Here is a 17,719-nt window from a genome sequence, read left to right on the forward strand (position 1 = left end):
GGATCAGATGTCCAGATTCTCCACGCTCAGCGCGTTCTGCTGGATGAATTCGCGGCGCGGCTCGACCAGATCGCCCATCAGCTTGGTGAAGATGTCCTCGGCCTCGGACAGGTCCTCGACCCTGACCTGCAGCATGGTGCGCGCCTGCGGGTCCAGTGTGGTTTCCCACAGCTGTTCGGGGTTCATCTCTCCCAGACCCTTGTAGCGTTGCAGCGACAGCCCCTTCTCGCCCTCCAGGAAGATCGCCGCCAGCAGGCCGAGCGGTCCCCAGATCGGCACCTCGCGATCCTTGCGGACCAGCGTGGCGGGCTGGGCATAGACCTCCTGCAAAGGTTCGGTCATCGCCCCCAGACGGCGCGATTCAGCCGAGCGCAGCATGGTGCCGTCCAGCGTCCGCGCCTCCTCGACGCCGCGCAGCAGGCGCGACAGGCGGATGCCGCCATCCTGGGTCGGCCTGCCGGTCCAGCCGCGCTCGTATTCCTCGGCCACCATGTCCAGCCGGGCGGCCACGGCGGCAGCGACGCCCGCCGCGTCCTGATCGACCCGGCCCTGAACCAGCGCGCCGGCAATCGCCGCCTGCTCGGTGATATGGGGCGGGTAATGCGTCGGATAGGCGCGCAGGATGCGCCGCGCGGTGCGGGCCTCCTCGATCACGCGCAGAAGATCGTTGCCGGAAATCGTCTCGCCCGAACCCAGCCGCAGCGAGGCGCCCTCGACGCCCTGCTGGATCAGGTAATCTTCCAGCGCCGCCTCGTTCTTCAGATAGACCTCGGACCGGCCGCGCCCGACCTTATAAAGCGGCGGCTGCGCGATATAGAGATGCCCGGCCTCGATCAGTTCCGGCATCTGCCGGAAGAAGAAGGTCAGAAGCAGCGTGCGGATATGGGCGCCATCGACATCGGCATCGGTCATGATGACGATCTTGTGGTAGCGCAGCTTGTCCAGATTGAACTCGTCCCGCCCGATCCCGGTGCCGAGCGCGGTAATCAGCGTGCCGATCATGTCCGAACTCAGCATCCGGTCGAAGCGCGCGCGCTCGACGTTCAGGATCTTGCCGCGCAGGGGCAGCACCGCCTGATTCTGGCGCGAACGGCCCTGCTTGGCGGAACCACCAGCCGAGTCGCCCTCGACGATGAACAGTTCCGACAGCGCCGGGTCCTTTTCCTGACAATCTGCCAGCTTGCCGGGCAGGCTGGCCACATCCATGGCCGATTTGCGCCGGGTCAGTTCGCGCGCCTTGCGGGCGGCTTCGCGCGCCAAGGCGGCCTCGATGATCTTGCCGACGATCTGCCGGGCCTCGCCGGGGTTTTCCTCGAACCATTCGGACAGTTTCTCGCCCACCAGCCCCTCGACCGCCGGACGCACTTCCGAGGAAACCAGCTTGTCCTTGGTCTGGCTGGAGAATTTCGGGTCCGGCACCTTGACCGACAGCACACAGGTCAGACCTTCGCGGGCATCGTCGCCGGTGAAATCCACCTTCTCCTTCTTCGCGATCCCGCTGTCCTGCGCATATTTCTGGATGACGCGGGTCAGCGCGCCACGGAAACCGGCCAGATGGGTGCCGCCGTCGCGCTGCGGGATGTTGTTGGTAAAGGGCAGAACCGTCTCGTGATAGCTGTCATTCCACCACATCGCCACTTCGACGCCGATGCCGCCCTTCTCGCCTTCGATGAAGATCGGCTCGGGCATGACCGGGGTCTTGGAACGGTCGATGAATTTCACGAATTCGCGCACGCCGCCTTCATAGAAAAGCTCGGCCCGCAGCGGTTCCGCCGGACGTTCGTCTTCCAGAATGATGCGGACGCCGGAGTTCAGGAAGGCCAGCTCGCGCAGCCGGTTTTCCAGCGTCTTGAAGACAAAGTCGCGGTTCGAGAAGGTGCCGTCGGGCCGATCTTCCTTGGACGAGGCGAGAAAGCGCACCTCGGTCCCCTTCTCGCCCGGGGCGGCATCGCCGACGACGCGCAGATGTTCGGCCGTGTCGCCATTCTCGAAACGGGCGACATGTTCCTTGCCATTGCGCCAGATGCGCAGCTCCAGCCAGTCCGAAAGCGCGTTGACCACCGAAACCCCGACCCCGTGCAAGCCGCCCGAGACCTTGTAGCTGTTCTGGTCGAACTTCCCGCCGGCATGAAGCTGGGTCATGATGACCTCGGCGGCGCTGACGCCTTCCGTGGGGTGCATGTCGACCGGGATCCCGCGCCCGTTGTCGCGGACCGAGACGCTGCCATCGGCATGAATCTTCACCCGCACGAAATCGGCATGACCGGCCAGGGCCTCGTCGATGCCGTTATCGACGACCTCATAGACCATGTGATGCAGCCCGCTGCCATCGTCGGTATCGCCGATATACATGCCGGGGCGTTTGCGGACCGCTTCCAGACCCTTGAGAACCTTGATGGAATCTGCGCCGTATTCTGCCGGCTGCGGGGCGGTATCTGTCATGCGTGGTTCTTCCTGTTCATCTGCGCATGATATAGTCACTTGCAAAGGCAAAGTCACGGCAAAGCCACTGTATTTCGTGGTTTTCCACCGCTTTGCCGCGAGTTGTTGCGGATGTTGTTCTGGTCCGGTGGTTTCGGGCAGACTGGAAGGAAGGAATACGGCAATGCGGTGGCTTCGAATGCTGGGCTGGACCGTCCTTGTATTGGGAATTTTCTGGGTCGCGGGCCGGCTGATCTTCGCCGTGCCCCCGACCGCAGGCCGCCCGCTGGAAACGGCGCTGCCCTTCGACGGCACCACCACGCTCGGTCCGCGCGCGGCCGAGGCGCTTGCCGCCCATCCCGGCCAGTCCGGGGTCGTGGCCCTGCCGGACGGGCGCGGCGCGCTGATCGGCCGGCTGGAACTGGCGGCCGGGGCCGAACGCTCGATCGATGCGATGTATTACATCTGGCACGATGACGAATCCGGGCTGCTGCTGCTCGACACGCTGCGCGACGCCGCAGAACGCGGGGTCAGGGTGCGGCTGCTTCTGGACGATAACGGCATCGCCGGAATGGACGACACGCTGGCGGCGCTGAACGCGATGGAGAATTTTTCCATCCGGCTGTTCAACCCCTCGACCGTGCGCAATCCGAAGATGCTGGGCTATGCGCTTTATCCGCTGCGCATGAACCGGCGGATGCATAACAAGGCCTTCATCGTCGATGGTGCCGTGGCCATCGTCGGCGGGCGCAATATCGGCAACGAGTATTTCGCCTTCGGGGAAGAACCCTCCTATCTCGATCTCGACGTGCTGGGCGTGGGCGCGGTGGTCACCGATACCGAGGCGATCTTCGACGAATACTGGAACAGCGCCCCGGTGCTGGCACTGGAGCAGGTGATCGAGGGCACGGGCGATCTTACCGATTTCGAGGCGGCTGTCGCTGCCGCCAAGGACAGCGACGGCGCGGTGGAACTGGATGCCGGCAATGCCCGTGGACCGGCCGGACGGATGGTGCGCGGTGGCGCGCCGCCGATGGAATGGACCGATGTCAGCGTCGTTGCCGACAATCCCGACAAGGGCATCGGCAAGGTCGACCGCGACCAGTTGATGATCGCGCGTCTGGGCAAGATTCTCGGCGAGGTCGAGGCCCGGCTGGAACTGGTCTCGGCCTATTTCGTGCCCGGTCCGCGCGGCAGTGCGTTTTTCGCCGATCTGGCGCGCGCGGGTGTCGAGGTCAGCATCCTGACCAATTCCTGGGAAGCGACCGATGTGCCCATGGTCCATGCCGGTTACGTCAAATACCGCCGCGACCTGCTGGAAGCGGGGGTCCGGCTTTACGAATTGAAGCCGGTGGCCGGGATGCCGCAGGGCCATGACGTGCTCGGGCCGATGGGATCGTCCGGGGCCAGCCTGCACGCCAAGACCTTCGCCGCCGACGATGCCCGGGTCTTCATCGGCTCGTTCAATTTCGACCCGCGCTCGGCGGCGCTGAATTGCGAGATGGGCTTTCTGATCGACAGCCCGACCATTGCCGGCGCGATGTCGAACACCCTGCTGAACGGCATGGCCAGGCGCAGCTTCCAGCCGGTGCTGCAAGGGCATGACATGGTCTGGCAGGACCCGCAGCCCGATGGTTCGGTCAAGGAAATCGACCACGAGCCGAGCCTGGGCTTCGGCGACCGCATCGCCGTCTATGTGCTGAACCTGCTGCCGATCGAGTGGCTGCTCTAGTTACGCCAGCCGCCGCGACCCCTCAACGCCGCGCGCGATTTCCAGCATCTGCGCGCGCGGCGCGATGGCCTCGAACAGCTCCGCCCCGGTGCCGGTCAGCAGGGATTGCGCCGACAGACGCGTGATCTCGGCATAAAGCGCGGCGCGCCGGTCGCTGTCCAGATGCGCCGCGACCTCGTCCAGCAGCAGCAGCACCGGCAGGTCGGGCAGCGCCCGCGCATTGGCAAGGATCACCGACAGAAGCAGCGCCTTCTGCTCCCCGGTCGAGGAGAGCGCGGCGGGCATATCCTGCGGCCCCCAGACGGCACCCAGATCGGCGCGATGCGGCCCGGTCAGGCTGCGGCCCGCCGCCAGATCGCGCGGCCGCATCGCCGCCAGCCGACCGGCGATATCCGCCGCATTCGGATCGTCGGCAAAGCCCTCGCCCGGCATGAGGGTCAGGGTCGCCGCCGGGAAGTCGGCCGATGCCGCCTGCGCCGCCATGATCCGCTCCAGCGCCGAAAGCCGGTTCGTCGTCAGCTGCGCGCCGGCCTCGGCCATCTGGGTTTCCAGCGCCCGATACCAGCCCGGATCGGTGACCTGATCGCGCAGCAGCCGGTTACGCTCTCGCATGGCCTTGTCATAGCTCAGCGCCGCCTCGGCATGGCCGGGATGGAAGGACAGCGTCACCCGGTCGAGGAACCGCCTGCGCCCCTCGGGCGCATCGGTCCAGAGCCGGTCCATCGCCGGGGTCAGCCAGATCACCCGGATCAGCGCGCCAAGCGCGGTCTGCGGGCTGGGCTTGTCGTCGATGCGCACCTCGCGCCCCGATCCGGGCGGGGCAATGGTCTCGACCTGCCTGTCACCTATCCGGGCCCTGATGCGCCAGCCCGCGCCGACGCCCTGCCGGGCCTGATCGCCGGGTGCCGCACCACGCATCCCGCGCCCCGGCGCCAGCATCGACACCGCTTCCAGAACATTGGTCTTGCCGGAACCGTTCGGCCCGTAAAGCGCCACTGGCCGCGCATCGAGTTCAAGCTCGAATCGCGGCCAGGACCGGAACTGGGCAAGCGTCAGGCGATGAAGCGTCACACGCGCATCGGCATGACGACATAGACCGCCGACGGGTCGGTGCCCTCGCGGATCAGCGCCGCATCGCCCGAGCCGTTGAACATGAAGACGGCATTCTCGCGGTCGATCTGGGCGGCAATTTCCTGAAGGTATTTGGCGTTGAAGCCGATCTCCAGCGGGTCGTCGCCGTAAGCCACGGCCAGTTCCTCATCCGCCGTGCCGGCATCGGGCGCGTTCACCGACAGGACCAGCCGGTCGAGTTCCAGCGCCAGCTTCACGGCGCGCGAACGCTCGCTGCTGACGGTGGCGACGCGGTCGACGGCGCGGGCGAAATCCTTGGCATCGACTTCCAGCTTGCGGGAATTGCCGGCGGGAATGACGCGGGTGTAATCGGGGAAGGTTCCGTCGATCACCTTCGAGGTCAGCGTGATCGTCGGCGTGGCGAAACGCACCTTGGTCTCGCTGACCGACACCGCGATCTGGGCCTCGTCATCCTCCAGCAGCTTGCGCAGCTCGGCCACGGTCTTTCGGGGCACGATCACGCCGGGCATCTCGGCCGCGCCTTCGGGCAGGGTGGCGTCGATCCGCGCCAGCCGATGGCCATCGGTGGCCACGCAGCGCAGCGCCCGGCCCTCCTCGGAATCGGCCACATGCATATAGACGCCGTTCAGGTAATAGCGCGTCTCCTCGTTGGAGATGGCGAATTTCGACTTGTCGAACAACCGGCGCAGCACCGGCGCGGGTGCGGCGAAATTGGCGGTATATTCGGCATTGGCCATGACCGGGAAATCCTCGGTCGGCAGCGTCGCCAGGGTGAAGTTCGACCGCCCCGCCTGCACCGTCAGCCGGTCATTGGCACCGTCGACGGCAATCGTCACCAGCGAACCGTCGGGCAGCTTTCGCGCGATCTCGTTCAGCATCTGGGCCGAGACGGTCGTCGCGCCCGGGCGCTCGACATGGGCTGCGGTCTTGTCCACCACCTCGGTATCGAGATCGGTGGCGCGGAAGCTGACGCCGTCGGGCGTGGCCTCGATCTGCACATTGGCGAGGATCGGAATGGTGTGGCGGCGTTCGACCACCGACCCCGCTTGCGCCACGGCTTTCACCAGATCGGCCCGTTCGATCGAGAATTTCATAACCAGTCCCCTGTCATGCGCGCGTCGGTCTTGCGCACGTTACGGCGCATCGAAACCGGCCCGTCGGGCCGGTTTGCCGAATGTCATTAAAAACGCCGCCGGAATCAAGCCTTGGCGATCAGGCTTCCAGCGCGCGGCGCAGAAGCTGCACGTCTTCGGCCAGACCGTGATCGTCGGCGCAAAGCTCCTCGATCTTGCGGACGCCGTGCATGATGGTGGTGTGATCGCGCCCGCCGAAGCGCCGGCCGATTTCCGGCAGGCTGCGCGTGGTCATCTGCTTGGCCAGATACATCGCCACCTGACGCGGCCGGGCAATGGTGCGCACCCGCTTCTGCCCGACCAGATCCGCCAGCTTGATGTTGTAATGCTCGGCCACGCGGCGCTGGATATCCTCGATGGACAGTTTCCGGTCCGAGGCGCGCAGGATATCGGCCAGACAATCCTGCGTCAGCTCCATGTCGATCTTGCGCCCGACCAGGCTGGCAAAGGCGAACAGCCGCTGCAGCGCGCCTTCCAGCACCCGCACGTTCGAGGTGATCCGATGGGCGAGGAATTCCAGCACGCCCGGCTCGATGCAGAGGCCGGCATATTGGGCGCGGAAGGCATCGGTCTTGGTCTGCAGGATACCCAGACGCAATTCGTAATCGGTCGGATGCAGGTCGACGACCAGACCGCATTGCAGGCGCGACTTGATGCGGTCTTCCAGATCCTTGATCTCGCCCGGGGCGCGGTCGGCGGAAATGACGATCTGCTTGCCCTGATCGACAAGCGCGTTGAAGGTGTGGAAAAATTCCTCCTGCGTCGATTCCTTGCCGGCGATGAACTGCACGTCATCGACCATCAGCACCTCGACAGTGCGGAACATTTCCTTGAAATCCATCACCGTGCGCTCGCGCAGCGCCTGCACGAAGCGATACATGAACTGCTCGGCCGAAAGATAGAGCACGCGCGCCTCGGGGCGGCGGGCGCGCATGTCGCTGGCGATGGCATGCATCAGGTGCGTCTTGCCGAGGCCGACGCCGCCGTAAAGGAACAGCGGGTTGAAGGTCACCGGGCCGCCTTCGGCGACGCGGCGGGCGGCGGCATGGGCCAACTCATTCGGCTTGCCGACAACGAAATTGTCGAAGGTGAAACGCGCATCCAGCGGCGCCGACATGTCCTGCTCGGCCGGGCTGCGGGCCGCGGCGGGCTGTGCCGCAGCTGCGGGCTTGCGCGCGGTGGTGGCGGCGCGGCGCGGCGCGGCGACCTGAAAGCTGAGCCGCCCGATGCTGGCGCCGGCCTCGATCAGGGCGTCACGAATCGCCTCGGCGTAATGACGCTGCACCCAGTCCGAGATGAAACGCGTCGGCGTGGTGATCAGTGCCTCGCCCGATTCGATGCCGGTCAGCGCCAGAGGCGCGATCCAGGCGGTGTGGTTGTTGCTGCCGATCCTGTCCCGAAGTGCGTCACTGGCCCGATCCCAAAGGTCTTTCATTCTTGTTATCTCTTCGTCTTGTCCCCAATTCCGGCCGCTGGGCGGCACGGGCAAGTCACGACGCAAAAGGGGCCGACCTCCGACAGGCCTGGCAGCATGATGCCACCTCGCCTGTCAGGCCGGGACGCGTTTTGCCAATGATGCAGAAGGATGGCAGCCCCTGCATTATCAGCCACAGACCGTTGTTCGGTCATTTTTGAATTGCTGTCCTCGGACCGGTGGCAGAACCGATCCGGGTGCAACTTCCCCCAAGGCGACGTGAATCGCAGGGACGAAGTTAGCCGCGATCACGAGCCTGTCGCAACTGATCTTCGCGCTTGACAGAAACTTCGTCGGAACGAATCCGGGACGCCTGTCTGCCGGCCGTCACAAAGCCGTCGCAAATCCAGTGGCTTGTCCGAACTTATTGAAAATTCATGGCATTGGAGACATAAAAATGCGCAAGGGCGCATCCTCGGATGCGCCCTTGCGTCAACTTGCAGCCTGAGATTGAACTTCGTTCAGACCAGCATCACTTGGAGGCGACGGCCTTCACGCGCGAGGCCAGGCGCGAGATTTTCCGCGAGGCGGTGTTCTTGTGATAGACGCCCTTGGTGACGCCGCGCATCAGTTCGGGCTGGGCAGCCTGAAGGGCGGCCTTGGCGGCATCGGCATCGCCCGAGGCAATGGCTTCCTCGACCTTGCGCAGATAGGTGCGAATGCGCGAGCGGCGGGCCTTGTTGACTTCGGTGCGGCGCTCGATCTGGCGGGCGCGTTTCTTGGATTGGGGCGTATTGGCCATGGGTGCGGTCCTGTCTGTTCTTCGAATGTCGATTACGCAAAAGCCCCATGGCACCGTCCGGGTCGGACGGTCATGATTCTTGCCTTAAGCGGGCCCACGCGCATGTAAGCCCGGGCCTATACAGGCGCCGGGCCGGAAAGCCAAGCGGAATCAGCGATCGCGGAACTGCGGCTCGCGCTTTTCCAGGAAGGCGGCCATGCCTTCCTTCTGATCCTCGGTCGCGAAAAGCGAATGGAACAGCCGACGCTCGAACTGCAGGCCTTCGCGCAGCGTCGTTTCATAGCTGCGGTTGACGGCCTCTTTCGCGGCCTTGACGGCGACCTGCGATTTCTCGGCGATCTTGCGGGCGATGGCCATGGTCTCGGGCAGCAGTTTCGCCGCTGGCACGACACGGCTGACAAGGCCCGAACGCTCGGCCTCCTCGGCATCCATGAAGCGGCCGGTCAGGTTCATGTCCATGGCCTTGGACTTGCCGACGAAGCGGGTCAGGCGTTGCGTGCCGCCAATGCCGGGAATGACGCCCAGATTGATCTCGGGCTGGCCGAATTTTGCATTATCGGCGCAGATGATGAAATCGCAGGCCATGGCCAGTTCGGCCCCGCCGCCAAGCGCATAGCCCGAAACCGCCGCGATGATCGGCTTGCGGATCGCCAGGATCGCCTCGGTCGGTGCGGTGAACAGGTCTTCCTCGAAAACGGTCGCGAAGGTCTTCTGCGACATCTCCTTGATATCGGCACCGGCGGCAAAGGCCTTCTCGCTGCCGGTGACGACGATGCAGCGCACCTTGTCATTGTGATCGGCATCGGCAAGCGCAGCCGTCAACTCGGCCAGCAACCCGGTATTCAGCGCATTCAGCGCGTCGGGTCGGTTCAGCCGGATCAGCGCAACGTAATCGGTGATCTCGACGGTGATGTTCTGGTAACCCATGGGGCATCCCTTCACGGTTGCGGATCGCCATGTCCTAACAAAGCCGTGAGCGGCTGGCCAGACTCCGTTGCCGCACTAGTGCTGGCAGGTCGGACAGAAGAAGCTTGAACGTCCCGATTGCACGATGCGCCGCACCGTGCCGGCGCAACCCGGGCGCGGACAGGGCGCGCCCTCGCGGTCATAGACGCGGAAACTGTGCTGGAAATAGCCCAGTTCCCCCGTCGCCTGCCGGTGATCGCGCAGGGAAGAGCCGCCGGCGGCAATGGCCTCGGTCAGCACATCCTTGATCTGGCGGGCCAGATCGTCCAGCCGCGCCCGCCCGATTCGCCCGGCAGTCCGGCGCGGGTCGATGCCGGCGCGGTGCAGCGCCTCCGAGACATAGATATTGCCCAGACCCGCCACATTGCGCTGATCCAGCAGCGCCGCCTTGACCGGCGCCCGCCGCCCCTCGAAGGCGCGGGCCAGTGTCTCGCCCGAAAATGCCGCCTCCAGCGGTTCCGGCCCGAGCCCGTCCAGCAGGGGCGAGCTGTCGTCGCGGATCAGGTCCACCATGCCGAATCGCCTTGCATCGTTCAGCGTGATCCTTGTGCCGGCCTCGGTTTCCCAGATCACATGGTCATGCTGCGGCAGGATCGCGGGGTCGCGGTGGAAATCGCCCACACCCTGCCCCTCGATCACGATCCGCCCCGACATGCCCAGATGGATCAGGATCGAGGCCTCGCGGTCCAGATCCAGCAGCACATATTTCGACCGACGGCGCAGCCCGGTCACCGTGGCCCCGGTCGCCACCTGCACCAGATCGGCCGGGAATTTCCAGCGCAGCCCGTCGCGGTTCAGCACCAGCCGGGCGATGCGCTGCCCCTGCAGATGCGGCTCCAGACCACGGCGGACCGTCTCGACTTCGGGCAGTTCTGGCATCTTCGTCGCTTTCGTCGCATTGTGGCCGCGCGGGATCACCCTTAACTGTGCCCCGGGATTCAGAACGGCAAGTAGAATGAGCGACAGGCAGACCCATTTCGGCTTTCAGACTGTGGACGAGGACGCGAAAGCGGGCATGGTCCATGGCGTGTTTTCGCGCGTGGCCTCGCGTTATGACGTGATGAACGACCTGATGAGCGCGGGCATCCACCGGATCTGGAAGAACGCGATGATGGACTGGCTGGCGCCGCGCGACGGCCAGCAGCTTCTGGATGTCGCGGGCGGCACCGGCGATATCGCCTTCCGCTTTCTGGACCGCGCGCCAAAGGCCCGCGTCACCGTCTGCGACATGACCGAATCGATGCTGATCGAGGGTCGCAAGCGGGCCGAGGCCGAGGCCCTAGCCCAACGCCTGTCATGGGTCACGGGCGATGCCATGGCCCTGCCCTTCGCCGATGACAGCTTCGACCGCTATACGATCAGCTTCGGCATCCGCAATGTCACCCGCATCCCCGATGCCTTGGCCGAGGCCTTCCGCGTCCTGCGCCCCGGCGGGCGGCTGATGGTGCTGGAATTTTCGCAGTTGCCGGTACCGGCGATGCAATGGGCCTATGACCGCTACAGCTTCAACGTCATCCCGGCGCTTGGCCAGATGGTCGCCAATGACCGCGACAGCTATCAGTATCTGGTCGAATCGATCCGCCGCTTCCCCGATCAGGACACCTTCGCCGGCCTGATCCGCGATGCCGGGTTCGAACGCGTGCAATATCGCAACCTCTCCATGGGCATCGCCGCGCTGCATTCGGGCTGGAAGCTGTAACATGCGCGGCCCGCACAATATCTGGCGCCTGATCCGCACCGGCGCCACCTTCGAGCGCACCGGCGCCATGGGCGTGGCGCTCGACGCCATGCAGGCGCCGCGCAATGTCCGTATCGCCGCCCGGGTGCTGGGCTGGCCGTTCCGCTGGCTGGGTTACAAGGGCGATCCCTCGCTGCCGCCGGTGACGCGCGCCATCACCGCGCTCGGCCCCGCCTATATCAAGTTCGGCCAGATCCTCTCGACCCGGCCCGATGTGGTCGGCGTCGAGCTGGCCGACCAGCTTTCCTATCTTCAGGACAAGCTGCCGCCCTTCCCGACCGATCAGGCCAAGGCGATGATCGAGGCCGATCTGGGTCAGCCGCTGGACGACATGTTCAGCGAGTTTTCCGAACCCGTCGCCGCCGCCTCCATCGCGCAGGTCCATCGCGCGCGCCGCGCCGCGACCGGCCACGAGGTCGCGGTGAAGGTGCTGCGCCCCAATATCGCCAGCGCCTTCAGCCGCGACATCGACGCCTTCCATTTCGGCGCCGACATGATCGAGGCGATCTCGCCCGCCACCCGCCGCTTGCGCCCGAAGGACGTGGTCAGCCATTTCGAGGGCGTCGTGAATGGCGAGCTGGACCTGCGGCTTGAGGCCGCCTCGGCCTCGCTTTTCGCCGAGAACACCCGCGACGATGCGCATTTCCAGGTCCCCGCCCCGCATTGGGAACAGACCTCGCGCCGGGTGCTGACCTCTGACTGGGCCGAGGGCATCCCGCTTGGCGATGTGGCGGCGATCAGGGCGGCGGGGCATGACACCTCGGCGCTTGCGGAACGTATCCTCCAGCTTTTCCTCGCACACGCGCTGCGCGACGGTTTCTTCCACGGCGACATGCATCAGGGCAACCTGAAGGTGGCCGCGAATGGCGACCTGATCGCCTATGATTTCGGCATCATGGGCGAGATCGACGAATATACCCGCCGCGTCTATGCCGAGATCCTGATGGGCTTCATCCGCCGCGATTACGACGCCCTCGCCCGCGTCCATTTCGAGGCCGGATACGTCCCCCGCGACCGCGACCCCGCCGCCTTCGCCCGTGCGCTCCGCGCCGTGGGCGAGCCGATCTTCGGCGCCGATGCAACGAAAATCTCGATGGCCAATCTTCTCGGTTACCTTTTCGAGGTGACCGAGCGTTTCGGGATGCAGACGCGCACGGAACTGATCCTGCTGCAGCGCACCATGGTCGTGGTCGAAGGCGTCGCCCGCTCTCTCGATCCGAACCTGAACATCTGGAACACGGCGAAGCCTGTGGTCGAACAGTATATCAAGGACAATCTCGGACCGCGGGCGATGATGTCGGACAGCAAGCAGATCCTGATGACCCTGCAACGCGCCATGCCGCTGATGCCGGCGCTGATCGAAGATGCACTCTGGCGCGCGCGCCAGCAGGCCGAGACCCCGAAGCGCCCGCCCGCGCACAAGTTCAACTGGCAATCCGCCGCCGCCGGGGCCGGCGTGACCGCCGCCATCGCCCTGATCGCGGCGGCGCTCTCCTAGCGCGGCGGCGCGATCCGGCAGCAGCCGCGATACATGCGCGCCGGCTGGTCGCGGCTTTGCAGGATGACCGTGGCCTCCAGCCCGTAAGCCATGTCCGACATCCCGTCCGAGCATTGCTTCGGCGTCACGCTGGCCATCAGCAGGTCGTGGTCATCCTCGACCAGAATCGCGCGGCTGGGGTCGCGGAAGACGCCGCTGTCCAGAATTTGCGCGCCCGACAGGGTGATGCGATGGTCCGGTTCTTCCCAGACCAGCCCGCCCTGGACCAACCGAAAGCCCCAGAACGGCTCGGTCCCGGCGCAGGAAAAGCCCTCGGGCACGGTGCCGGCCTGCCAGACATCGCTGCGATAATTCAGGAAGCGCATCGCGACCCAGCCCGCGCGCTCGCCCGCATTCACCTGCCCCCAACGGCCCGATGCATCCTGCGCCGTCACCTCCACCCCCGTCGCATCGGATGCCAGTACCCCGATAACAGGGGCCGAAACCGAGGGCGCCGCGCGGATATTCAGGATGTCGTCGGCGGCAACGCCCGCCACGTCGAACAGCGTCGGCAGAATATATTCCTGCGTCGCCGCTGCCGGGCCGGCGATCAGCAGCGCAATCAGGACCAGCGGTTTCAACATGCTCAGCCGACCGAGACGCCGAATATCTTCCCGATCAACGCCGTGGCTGCCATGGCGATGGCACTCCAGAACAGGATGCGCAGGATCGGTCGCGTGGCCGGCGCACCGCCGGCCCGCGCGCCGATGGCGCCCAGCACGGTCAGCGCCAGCAGGGTGGCCACGAAGACCACCGGAATGATCAGGTTCTGCGGTGCCAGGATCGCCCCCGCAACCGGCAGCGCCGCGCCCGCCGCGAAGGCCGCCGCCGATGCCAGCGCCGCCTGCACCGGATTGGCGGTGTGGATCTCGCTCAGCCCCAACTCGTCGCGGACATGGGCGCCAAGCGCGTCATGTTCGGTCAACTCCTTCGCGACCAGCATGGCGGTGTCCTTCGACAGCCCGCGCTCCTCATAGATCTCGGCCAGTTCGGCCAGTTCGGTCTCGGGGTCATCCCGCAGCGCGACCCTTTCGCGCTCGATATCGGCCCGCTCGATATCCGACTGGCTGGAGACCGAGACATATTCCCCCGCCGCCATCGACAGCGCCCCCGCCGTCATCCCCGCCAGCCCCGCCAGCAGGATCGCCGGTCGGTCCGAGCTTGCCGCCGCGATCCCCACCAGCAGCGAGGCGGTCGAGACAATCCCGTCATTCGCCCCCAGCACCGCCGCCCGAAGCCAGCCGGAACGCGAGACGAAATGCGGCTCATCGGGATGGGCGGATGCGGCGTGGTCTTGGGAAGACATGGGTATTCCTTTCCGGTCAGGCGCGGGCGGTTATTCTGGCGACGCCCAGCACATCCAGCACCTTGGCCTCGATATCCTTCGCGTTCATGGCGGCGTCGGCATACATGGCGGCGGGGCTGTCATGGTCGATGAAGGTGTCGGGCAGCACCATGGAGCGGAATTTCAACCCGTGATCGAAGACGCCCTCATCGGCCAGAAGCTGGGCGACATGGCTGCCGAAGCCGCCGATGGCGCCCTCTTCGATGGTGATCAGTGCCTCGTGATCCGCCGCGAGCCGCAGGATCAGGTCGCGGTCGAGCGGCTTGGCGAAGCGGGCATCGGCGACCGTGGGCGTGATGCCGCGCGCCGTCAACGCTTCGCGGGCGGCCATGACCTCGGACAGGCGGGTGCCGAAGGACAGGATGGCGACGCGCTTGCCCTCGGCGATCATGCGACCCTTGCCGATTTCCAGCGGCGTGCCGCGTTCGGGCATCTCGACCCCGGTGCCCTCGCCACGCGGGAAGCGGAAGGCGATGGGGCCCGCGTCATGGGCGCTCGCGGTGGCGACCATATGGACCAGTTCGGCCTCGTCGGCGGCGGCCATGACCACCATGCCGGGCAGGTTGGCCAAGAACCCCACATCGAAGGCGCCGGCATGGGTGGCACCATCGGCGCCGACCAGACCGGCGCGGTCGATGGCGAAGCGGACCGGCAGGCGCTGGATCGCCACGTCATGGACGATCTGATCATAGCCGCGCTGCAGGAAGGTGGAATAAAGCGCGCAGAAGGGTTTCAGCCCGCCCGCCGCGAGGCCGGCGCTGAACGTCACCGCATGCTGTTCGGCAATGCCCACGTCGAAGCAGCGGCGCGGAAAACGCTCGGCGAACAGGTTCAGCCCGGTCCCGTCCGGCATGGCGGCGGTGACGGCGACGATCCTGTCGTCGGCCTCGGCCTCGGCGATCAGGGTCTTGGCGAAGACGCTGGTATAGCTTGGCGCGTTGGATTTGGCCTTGGCCTGTTCGCCCGTCACCACGTCGAACTTGCCGCGCGCATGGCCCCGATCCGCAGCACCCTCGGCCGGGGCATAGCCCTTGCCCTTGCGGGTAATGGCGTGGATCAGCACCGGACCGTCGGCGCGCGCCTTCACCGTGCGCAGAAGCGGCAGAAGCTGGTCCAGATCGTGCCCGTCCACCGGGCCGATATAGGAAAAGCCCAGCTCCTCGAACAGGGTGCCGCCGACGGTCATGCCCTTCAGCATTTCCTTGGCCCGGCGCGCGCCTTCCTGGAACGGCTCGGGCAGGAAGCCGACGGCGCCCTTGGCCATCGCCTTCAGCTCCTGAAACGGGCCTTCGGTATAGAGCTTGGTCAGATAGCTCGACAGCGCCCCGGTCGGCGGCGCGATGGACATCTCGTTATCGTTCAGGATCACGAACAGCCGCTTGCCCAGATGGCCGGCATTGTTCAGCGCCTCGAAGGCCATGCCCGCCGACATGGCGCCATCGCCGATCACCGCGATCGCATCGCCCGGATCGCCGCCCAATTCGCGCGCCATGGCAAAGCCAAGCGCCGCCGAAATCGAGGTCGAGCTGTGCCCGGCCCCGAACGGGTCATAGGGACTTTCCGAACGCTTGGTGAAACCCGACAGCCCGCCGCCGGTCCTCAGCGTCCGAATACGATCCCGCCGGCCGGTCAGGATCTTGTGCGGATAGCATTGATGCCCGACATCCCAGATGATCTTGTCGCGCGGCGCATCGAAAACGGCATGCAGCGCCACGGTCAGTTCGACCACGCCCAGCCCCGCCCCCAGATGCCCGCCGGTGACCGAGACCGCGCTGACCGTCTCGGCCCGCAACTCGTCGGCCAGTTGGCGCAACTCGCGGTCGGACAGCGCCTTCAGGTCGGAAGGCAGGCTGACCCGGTCGAGAACGGGGGTTTGCGGTCGATCTTGGTTCATGGCGCGGCCCTTTCCGAGGGCGTTCAGCTTTGGCGGTCGATAACGAAACGTGCCAGGTCCCGCAAGTTATCCGCCGCTTCACCATAAGGTGAAAGCGCGGCGGTGGCCTTGTCGATCAGCTCGGTCTCGCGCGCGCGGGCGCCTTCGAGACCGAGAAGCGAGACGAAGGTCGCCTTGCCGGCCTCGGCATCCTTGCCGACCCGCTTGCCGGTGGTTTCCTGATCGCCGGTCACGTCGAGGATATCGTCATGGATCTGGAACGCGAGGCCGAGCTTCGCGGCATAGATCCTGAGCGCCTCGGTCTCGGCCCCCGCGATCAGCGCGCCAGAGGTCGCAGCGAAGGCGATCAGCGCGCCGGTCTTGGCGGCCTGCATCCGCGAAATCCCGGCAAGGTCCAGCGGCGTCGCGGCTTCCTCGGCGGCGATATCCATCATCTGACCGTACACCATGCCCGCCGCGCCGACGGCATGGGCGAAGGCCTTGATCAGCCGCAGCCGGGCGGCTTCGTCGCCGATGGCCGGGTCGGTCAGCAATTCGAAAGCCAAGGTCTGGAGCGCATCGCCCGCAAGAATCGCGGTTGCCGGCGACCATTGCACGTGCACCGTGGGCATCCCCCGGCGCAGGTCGTCGTCATCCATGTCGGGCAGGTCGTCATGCACGAGGCTATAGGCGTGCAACACCTCGACCGCCGCCGCGACCGGCAGCGCCGCCTCGGGCGCGATGCCGTGAAGCCGCGCCGATTCCATCACCAGAAAGGCGCGCACCTTCTTGCCGCCGACACAGGCGTAATGCATCGCGTCGGTCAACTCGCCCTTCGGCAGTTTCGCGGTCACTTCGCCCAGAAAGGCCTCGACCTGGGCCTTCACCTCCTCCATGCGGGCGTCCATCAGAGATCCTCGGCCTTGGTGGTGCCGGTGGGCTGGCCCTGCGCGAGGGTGATCTTCTCGACCCGCTCCTCGGCGGCGCGCAGCCGCGCCTCGCAATGGGCGCGCAAGCCGGCCCCGCGCTCATAGAGCTTGATCGAATCCTCAAGCGAGGCATTGCCGCTTTCCAGGCGCGAGACCACGCCCTCCAGCTCTTTCATCGCGTCCTCGAAGGACAGGGTTGCGATATCACTCATCCCGCAGGCCTTTTTGCGTTGATCTTGTCACCCGGCGCAAAGCGCCCGGCATCGCCGGGTTGTAGCCCCCTTCGCGCCAAGAAACCACCGAAACGTAAGGATGCCGGCGGCAAGGGGCAAAACGGGCCGGTCACACCGGGCTTTGCACCTCGTCCTCGCTGTCCTCGGGCGAAATCCCGAGCGCGTCCAGACCGGCTTCCAGCAGATCGGCCAGGCGCGGCTCTCCCATCAGGTAATCCTCGGTCGGGACGGTCTTTTCGGCGCGGGCGGTGGCCACGGCCTCCTCCAGATCCTCGGCGTCGAAACTGTCGCGGCCGATCCACATGACCGCGGTCAGCGCGGCCTGCTCGTCCTCGTTCAGCGAGGCGATGAAATCGTGCAGTTCGGTGCGCACGCCATGGCCGGTGCGATGCCCGCTATGCGCCCAGGCATTGACGCCGCTTTCATATTCGCGGGCCCGGATGATGATATGGGCGATCTTGTCAGGGGTGATGTCCAGCATGTCGATGCTCCTTTCGGCGATTG

Annotated in this window: 16 protein-coding genes; 3 read left to right on the forward strand and 13 right to left on the reverse strand. The window is 65.9% G+C overall.

The window, feature by feature from the left end; genetic code table 11:
• Window positions 1-3: 3 nt before the first annotated feature.
• The gene (gene gyrB / locus Q0330_RS08645) at window positions 4-2,442 is read right to left on the reverse strand and encodes a DNA topoisomerase (ATP-hydrolyzing) subunit B (RefSeq protein ID WP_299477373.1); all 2,439 of its coding nucleotides are present in this window, start codon (window positions 2,440-2,442) and stop codon (window positions 4-6) included.
• Window positions 2,443-2,605: 163 nt separating this feature from the next.
• Here gyrB and Q0330_RS08650 point away from each other — a divergent pair, with 163 nt between their 5' ends.
• Window positions 2,606-4,153: a phospholipase D family protein gene (locus Q0330_RS08650; protein ID WP_299477375.1), complete on the forward strand. Its 1,548-nt coding sequence runs from the start codon at window positions 2,606-2,608 to the stop codon at window positions 4,151-4,153.
• Here the strand turns inward: Q0330_RS08650 and recF are convergent, their stop codons facing one another.
• The 6 genes from recF to mutM all read right to left on the reverse strand — a co-directional run bounded on the left by recF (window position 4,154) and on the right by mutM (window position 10,439).
• Window positions 4,154-5,224, reverse strand: coding sequence for a DNA replication/repair protein RecF (recF, locus tag Q0330_RS08655; RefSeq protein WP_299477378.1), 1,071 nt, complete (start codon window positions 5,222-5,224; stop codon window positions 4,154-4,156). It lies immediately after the preceding gene.
• Window positions 5,221-6,339 (reverse strand): DNA polymerase III subunit beta, encoded by a 1,119-nt coding sequence (gene dnaN, locus Q0330_RS08660; RefSeq protein ID WP_299477381.1) that lies wholly within the window; start codon window positions 6,337-6,339, stop codon window positions 5,221-5,223. Before dnaN ends, recF begins: the two co-directional genes overlap by 4 nt.
• 118 nt (window positions 6,340-6,457) lie before the next feature.
• Entirely contained in the window at window positions 6,458-7,813 is a 1,356-nt protein-coding gene (dnaA, locus tag Q0330_RS08665; protein WP_299477386.1) for a chromosomal replication initiator protein DnaA, read from the reverse strand.
• A 511-nt stretch (window positions 7,814-8,324) separates the two neighbouring features.
• Window positions 8,325-8,594, reverse strand: a complete 270-nt coding sequence (rpsT, locus tag Q0330_RS08670; RefSeq protein WP_299477389.1) for a 30S ribosomal protein S20 — start codon at window positions 8,592-8,594, stop codon at window positions 8,325-8,327.
• A gap of 150 nt (window positions 8,595-8,744) precedes the next feature.
• Window positions 8,745-9,521, reverse strand: a complete 777-nt coding sequence (locus Q0330_RS08675; protein WP_299477392.1) for an enoyl-CoA hydratase — start codon at window positions 9,519-9,521, stop codon at window positions 8,745-8,747.
• Between the two features lie 75 nt (window positions 9,522-9,596).
• A complete protein-coding gene (gene mutM, locus Q0330_RS08680) occupies window positions 9,597-10,439 on the reverse strand; it encodes a bifunctional DNA-formamidopyrimidine glycosylase/DNA-(apurinic or apyrimidinic site) lyase (RefSeq protein ID WP_299477621.1) in 843 nt (280 codons plus the stop codon).
• A gap of 76 nt (window positions 10,440-10,515) precedes the next feature.
• Here mutM and ubiE point away from each other — a divergent pair, with 76 nt between their 5' ends.
• On the forward strand, window positions 10,516-11,259 hold the full coding sequence (gene ubiE, locus Q0330_RS08685; protein WP_299477395.1) for a bifunctional demethylmenaquinone methyltransferase/2-methoxy-6-polyprenyl-1,4-benzoquinol methylase UbiE: 744 nt from the start codon (window positions 10,516-10,518) through the stop codon (window positions 11,257-11,259).
• A gap of 1 nt (window position 11,260) precedes the next feature.
• Window positions 11,261-12,796, forward strand: a complete 1,536-nt coding sequence (gene ubiB / locus Q0330_RS08690; RefSeq protein ID WP_299477398.1) for a 2-polyprenylphenol 6-hydroxylase — start codon at window positions 11,261-11,263, stop codon at window positions 12,794-12,796.
• Here the strand turns inward: ubiB and Q0330_RS08695 are convergent.
• The 6 genes from Q0330_RS08695 to Q0330_RS08720 form a co-directional block, all read right to left on the reverse strand.
• Complete coding sequence (locus tag Q0330_RS08695; RefSeq protein WP_299477401.1) at window positions 12,793-13,419, reverse strand: SH3 domain-containing protein; 627 nt, start codon at window positions 13,417-13,419, stop codon at window positions 12,793-12,795. The two genes, ubiB and Q0330_RS08695, sit on opposite strands and share 4 nt — an antisense overlap.
• 2 nt (window positions 13,420-13,421) lie before the next feature.
• Window positions 13,422-14,141, reverse strand: a complete 720-nt coding sequence (locus Q0330_RS08700) for a VIT family protein (RefSeq protein WP_299477404.1) — start codon at window positions 14,139-14,141, stop codon at window positions 13,422-13,424.
• 16 nt (window positions 14,142-14,157) lie between these two features.
• On the reverse strand, window positions 14,158-16,074 hold the full coding sequence (dxs, locus tag Q0330_RS08705) for a 1-deoxy-D-xylulose-5-phosphate synthase (RefSeq protein WP_299477407.1): 1,917 nt from the start codon (window positions 16,072-16,074) through the stop codon (window positions 14,158-14,160).
• A gap of 23 nt (window positions 16,075-16,097) precedes the next feature.
• A complete protein-coding gene (locus Q0330_RS08710) occupies window positions 16,098-16,961 on the reverse strand; it encodes a polyprenyl synthetase family protein (RefSeq protein WP_299477410.1) in 864 nt (287 codons plus the stop codon).
• On the reverse strand, window positions 16,961-17,194 hold the full coding sequence (locus Q0330_RS08715) for an exodeoxyribonuclease VII small subunit (protein ID WP_299477413.1): 234 nt from the start codon (window positions 17,192-17,194) through the stop codon (window positions 16,961-16,963). Before Q0330_RS08715 ends, Q0330_RS08710 begins: the two co-directional genes overlap by 1 nt.
• 130 nt (window positions 17,195-17,324) lie before the next feature.
• Entirely contained in the window at window positions 17,325-17,696 is a 372-nt protein-coding gene (locus tag Q0330_RS08720) for a DUF3775 domain-containing protein (protein ID WP_299477416.1), read from the reverse strand.
• Between the last annotated feature and the right edge of the window lie 23 nt (window positions 17,697-17,719).

It is taken from the genome of uncultured Paracoccus sp., assembly GCF_937873615.1.
Lineage (GTDB): Bacteria > Pseudomonadota > Alphaproteobacteria > Rhodobacterales > Rhodobacteraceae > Paracoccus.

Bases quoted from the DNA above. Each gene is read 5' to 3' on its own strand.
- ubiB (WP_299477398.1), top strand. From the start codon at position 11,261: ATGCGCGGCCCGCACAATATCTGGCGCCTGATCCGCACCGGCGCCACC.
- Q0330_RS08710 (WP_299477410.1), bottom strand. From the start codon at position 16,961: ATGGACGCCCGCATGGAGGAGGTGAAGGCCCAGGTCGAGGCCTTTCTG.
- dnaN (WP_299477381.1), bottom strand. From the start codon at position 6,339: ATGAAATTCTCGATCGAACGGGCCGATCTGGTGAAAGCCGTGGCGCAA.
- Q0330_RS08695 (WP_299477401.1), bottom strand. From the start codon at position 13,419: ATGTTGAAACCGCTGGTCCTGATTGCGCTGCTGATCGCCGGCCCGGCA.
- dnaA (WP_299477386.1), bottom strand. From the start codon at position 7,813: ATGAAAGACCTTTGGGATCGGGCCAGTGACGCACTTCGGGACAGGATC.
- rpsT (WP_299477389.1), bottom strand. From the start codon at position 8,594: ATGGCCAATACGCCCCAATCCAAGAAACGCGCCCGCCAGATCGAGCGC.
- ubiE (WP_299477395.1), top strand. From the start codon at position 10,516: ATGAGCGACAGGCAGACCCATTTCGGCTTTCAGACTGTGGACGAGGAC.
- Q0330_RS08715 (WP_299477413.1), bottom strand. From the start codon at position 17,194: ATGAGTGATATCGCAACCCTGTCCTTCGAGGACGCGATGAAAGAGCTG.
- dxs (WP_299477407.1), bottom strand. From the start codon at position 16,074: ATGAACCAAGATCGACCGCAAACCCCCGTTCTCGACCGGGTCAGCCTG.
- Q0330_RS08675 (WP_299477392.1), bottom strand. From the start codon at position 9,521: ATGGGTTACCAGAACATCACCGTCGAGATCACCGATTACGTTGCGCTG.
- Q0330_RS08720 (WP_299477416.1), bottom strand. From the start codon at position 17,696: ATGCTGGACATCACCCCTGACAAGATCGCCCATATCATCATCCGGGCC.
- Q0330_RS08650 (WP_299477375.1), top strand. From the start codon at position 2,606: ATGCGGTGGCTTCGAATGCTGGGCTGGACCGTCCTTGTATTGGGAATT.
- gyrB (WP_299477373.1), bottom strand. From the start codon at position 2,442: ATGACAGATACCGCCCCGCAGCCGGCAGAATACGGCGCAGATTCCATC.
- mutM (WP_299477621.1), bottom strand. From the start codon at position 10,439: ATGCCAGAACTGCCCGAAGTCGAGACGGTCCGCCGTGGTCTGGAGCCG.
- Q0330_RS08700 (WP_299477404.1), bottom strand. From the start codon at position 14,141: ATGTCTTCCCAAGACCACGCCGCATCCGCCCATCCCGATGAGCCGCAT.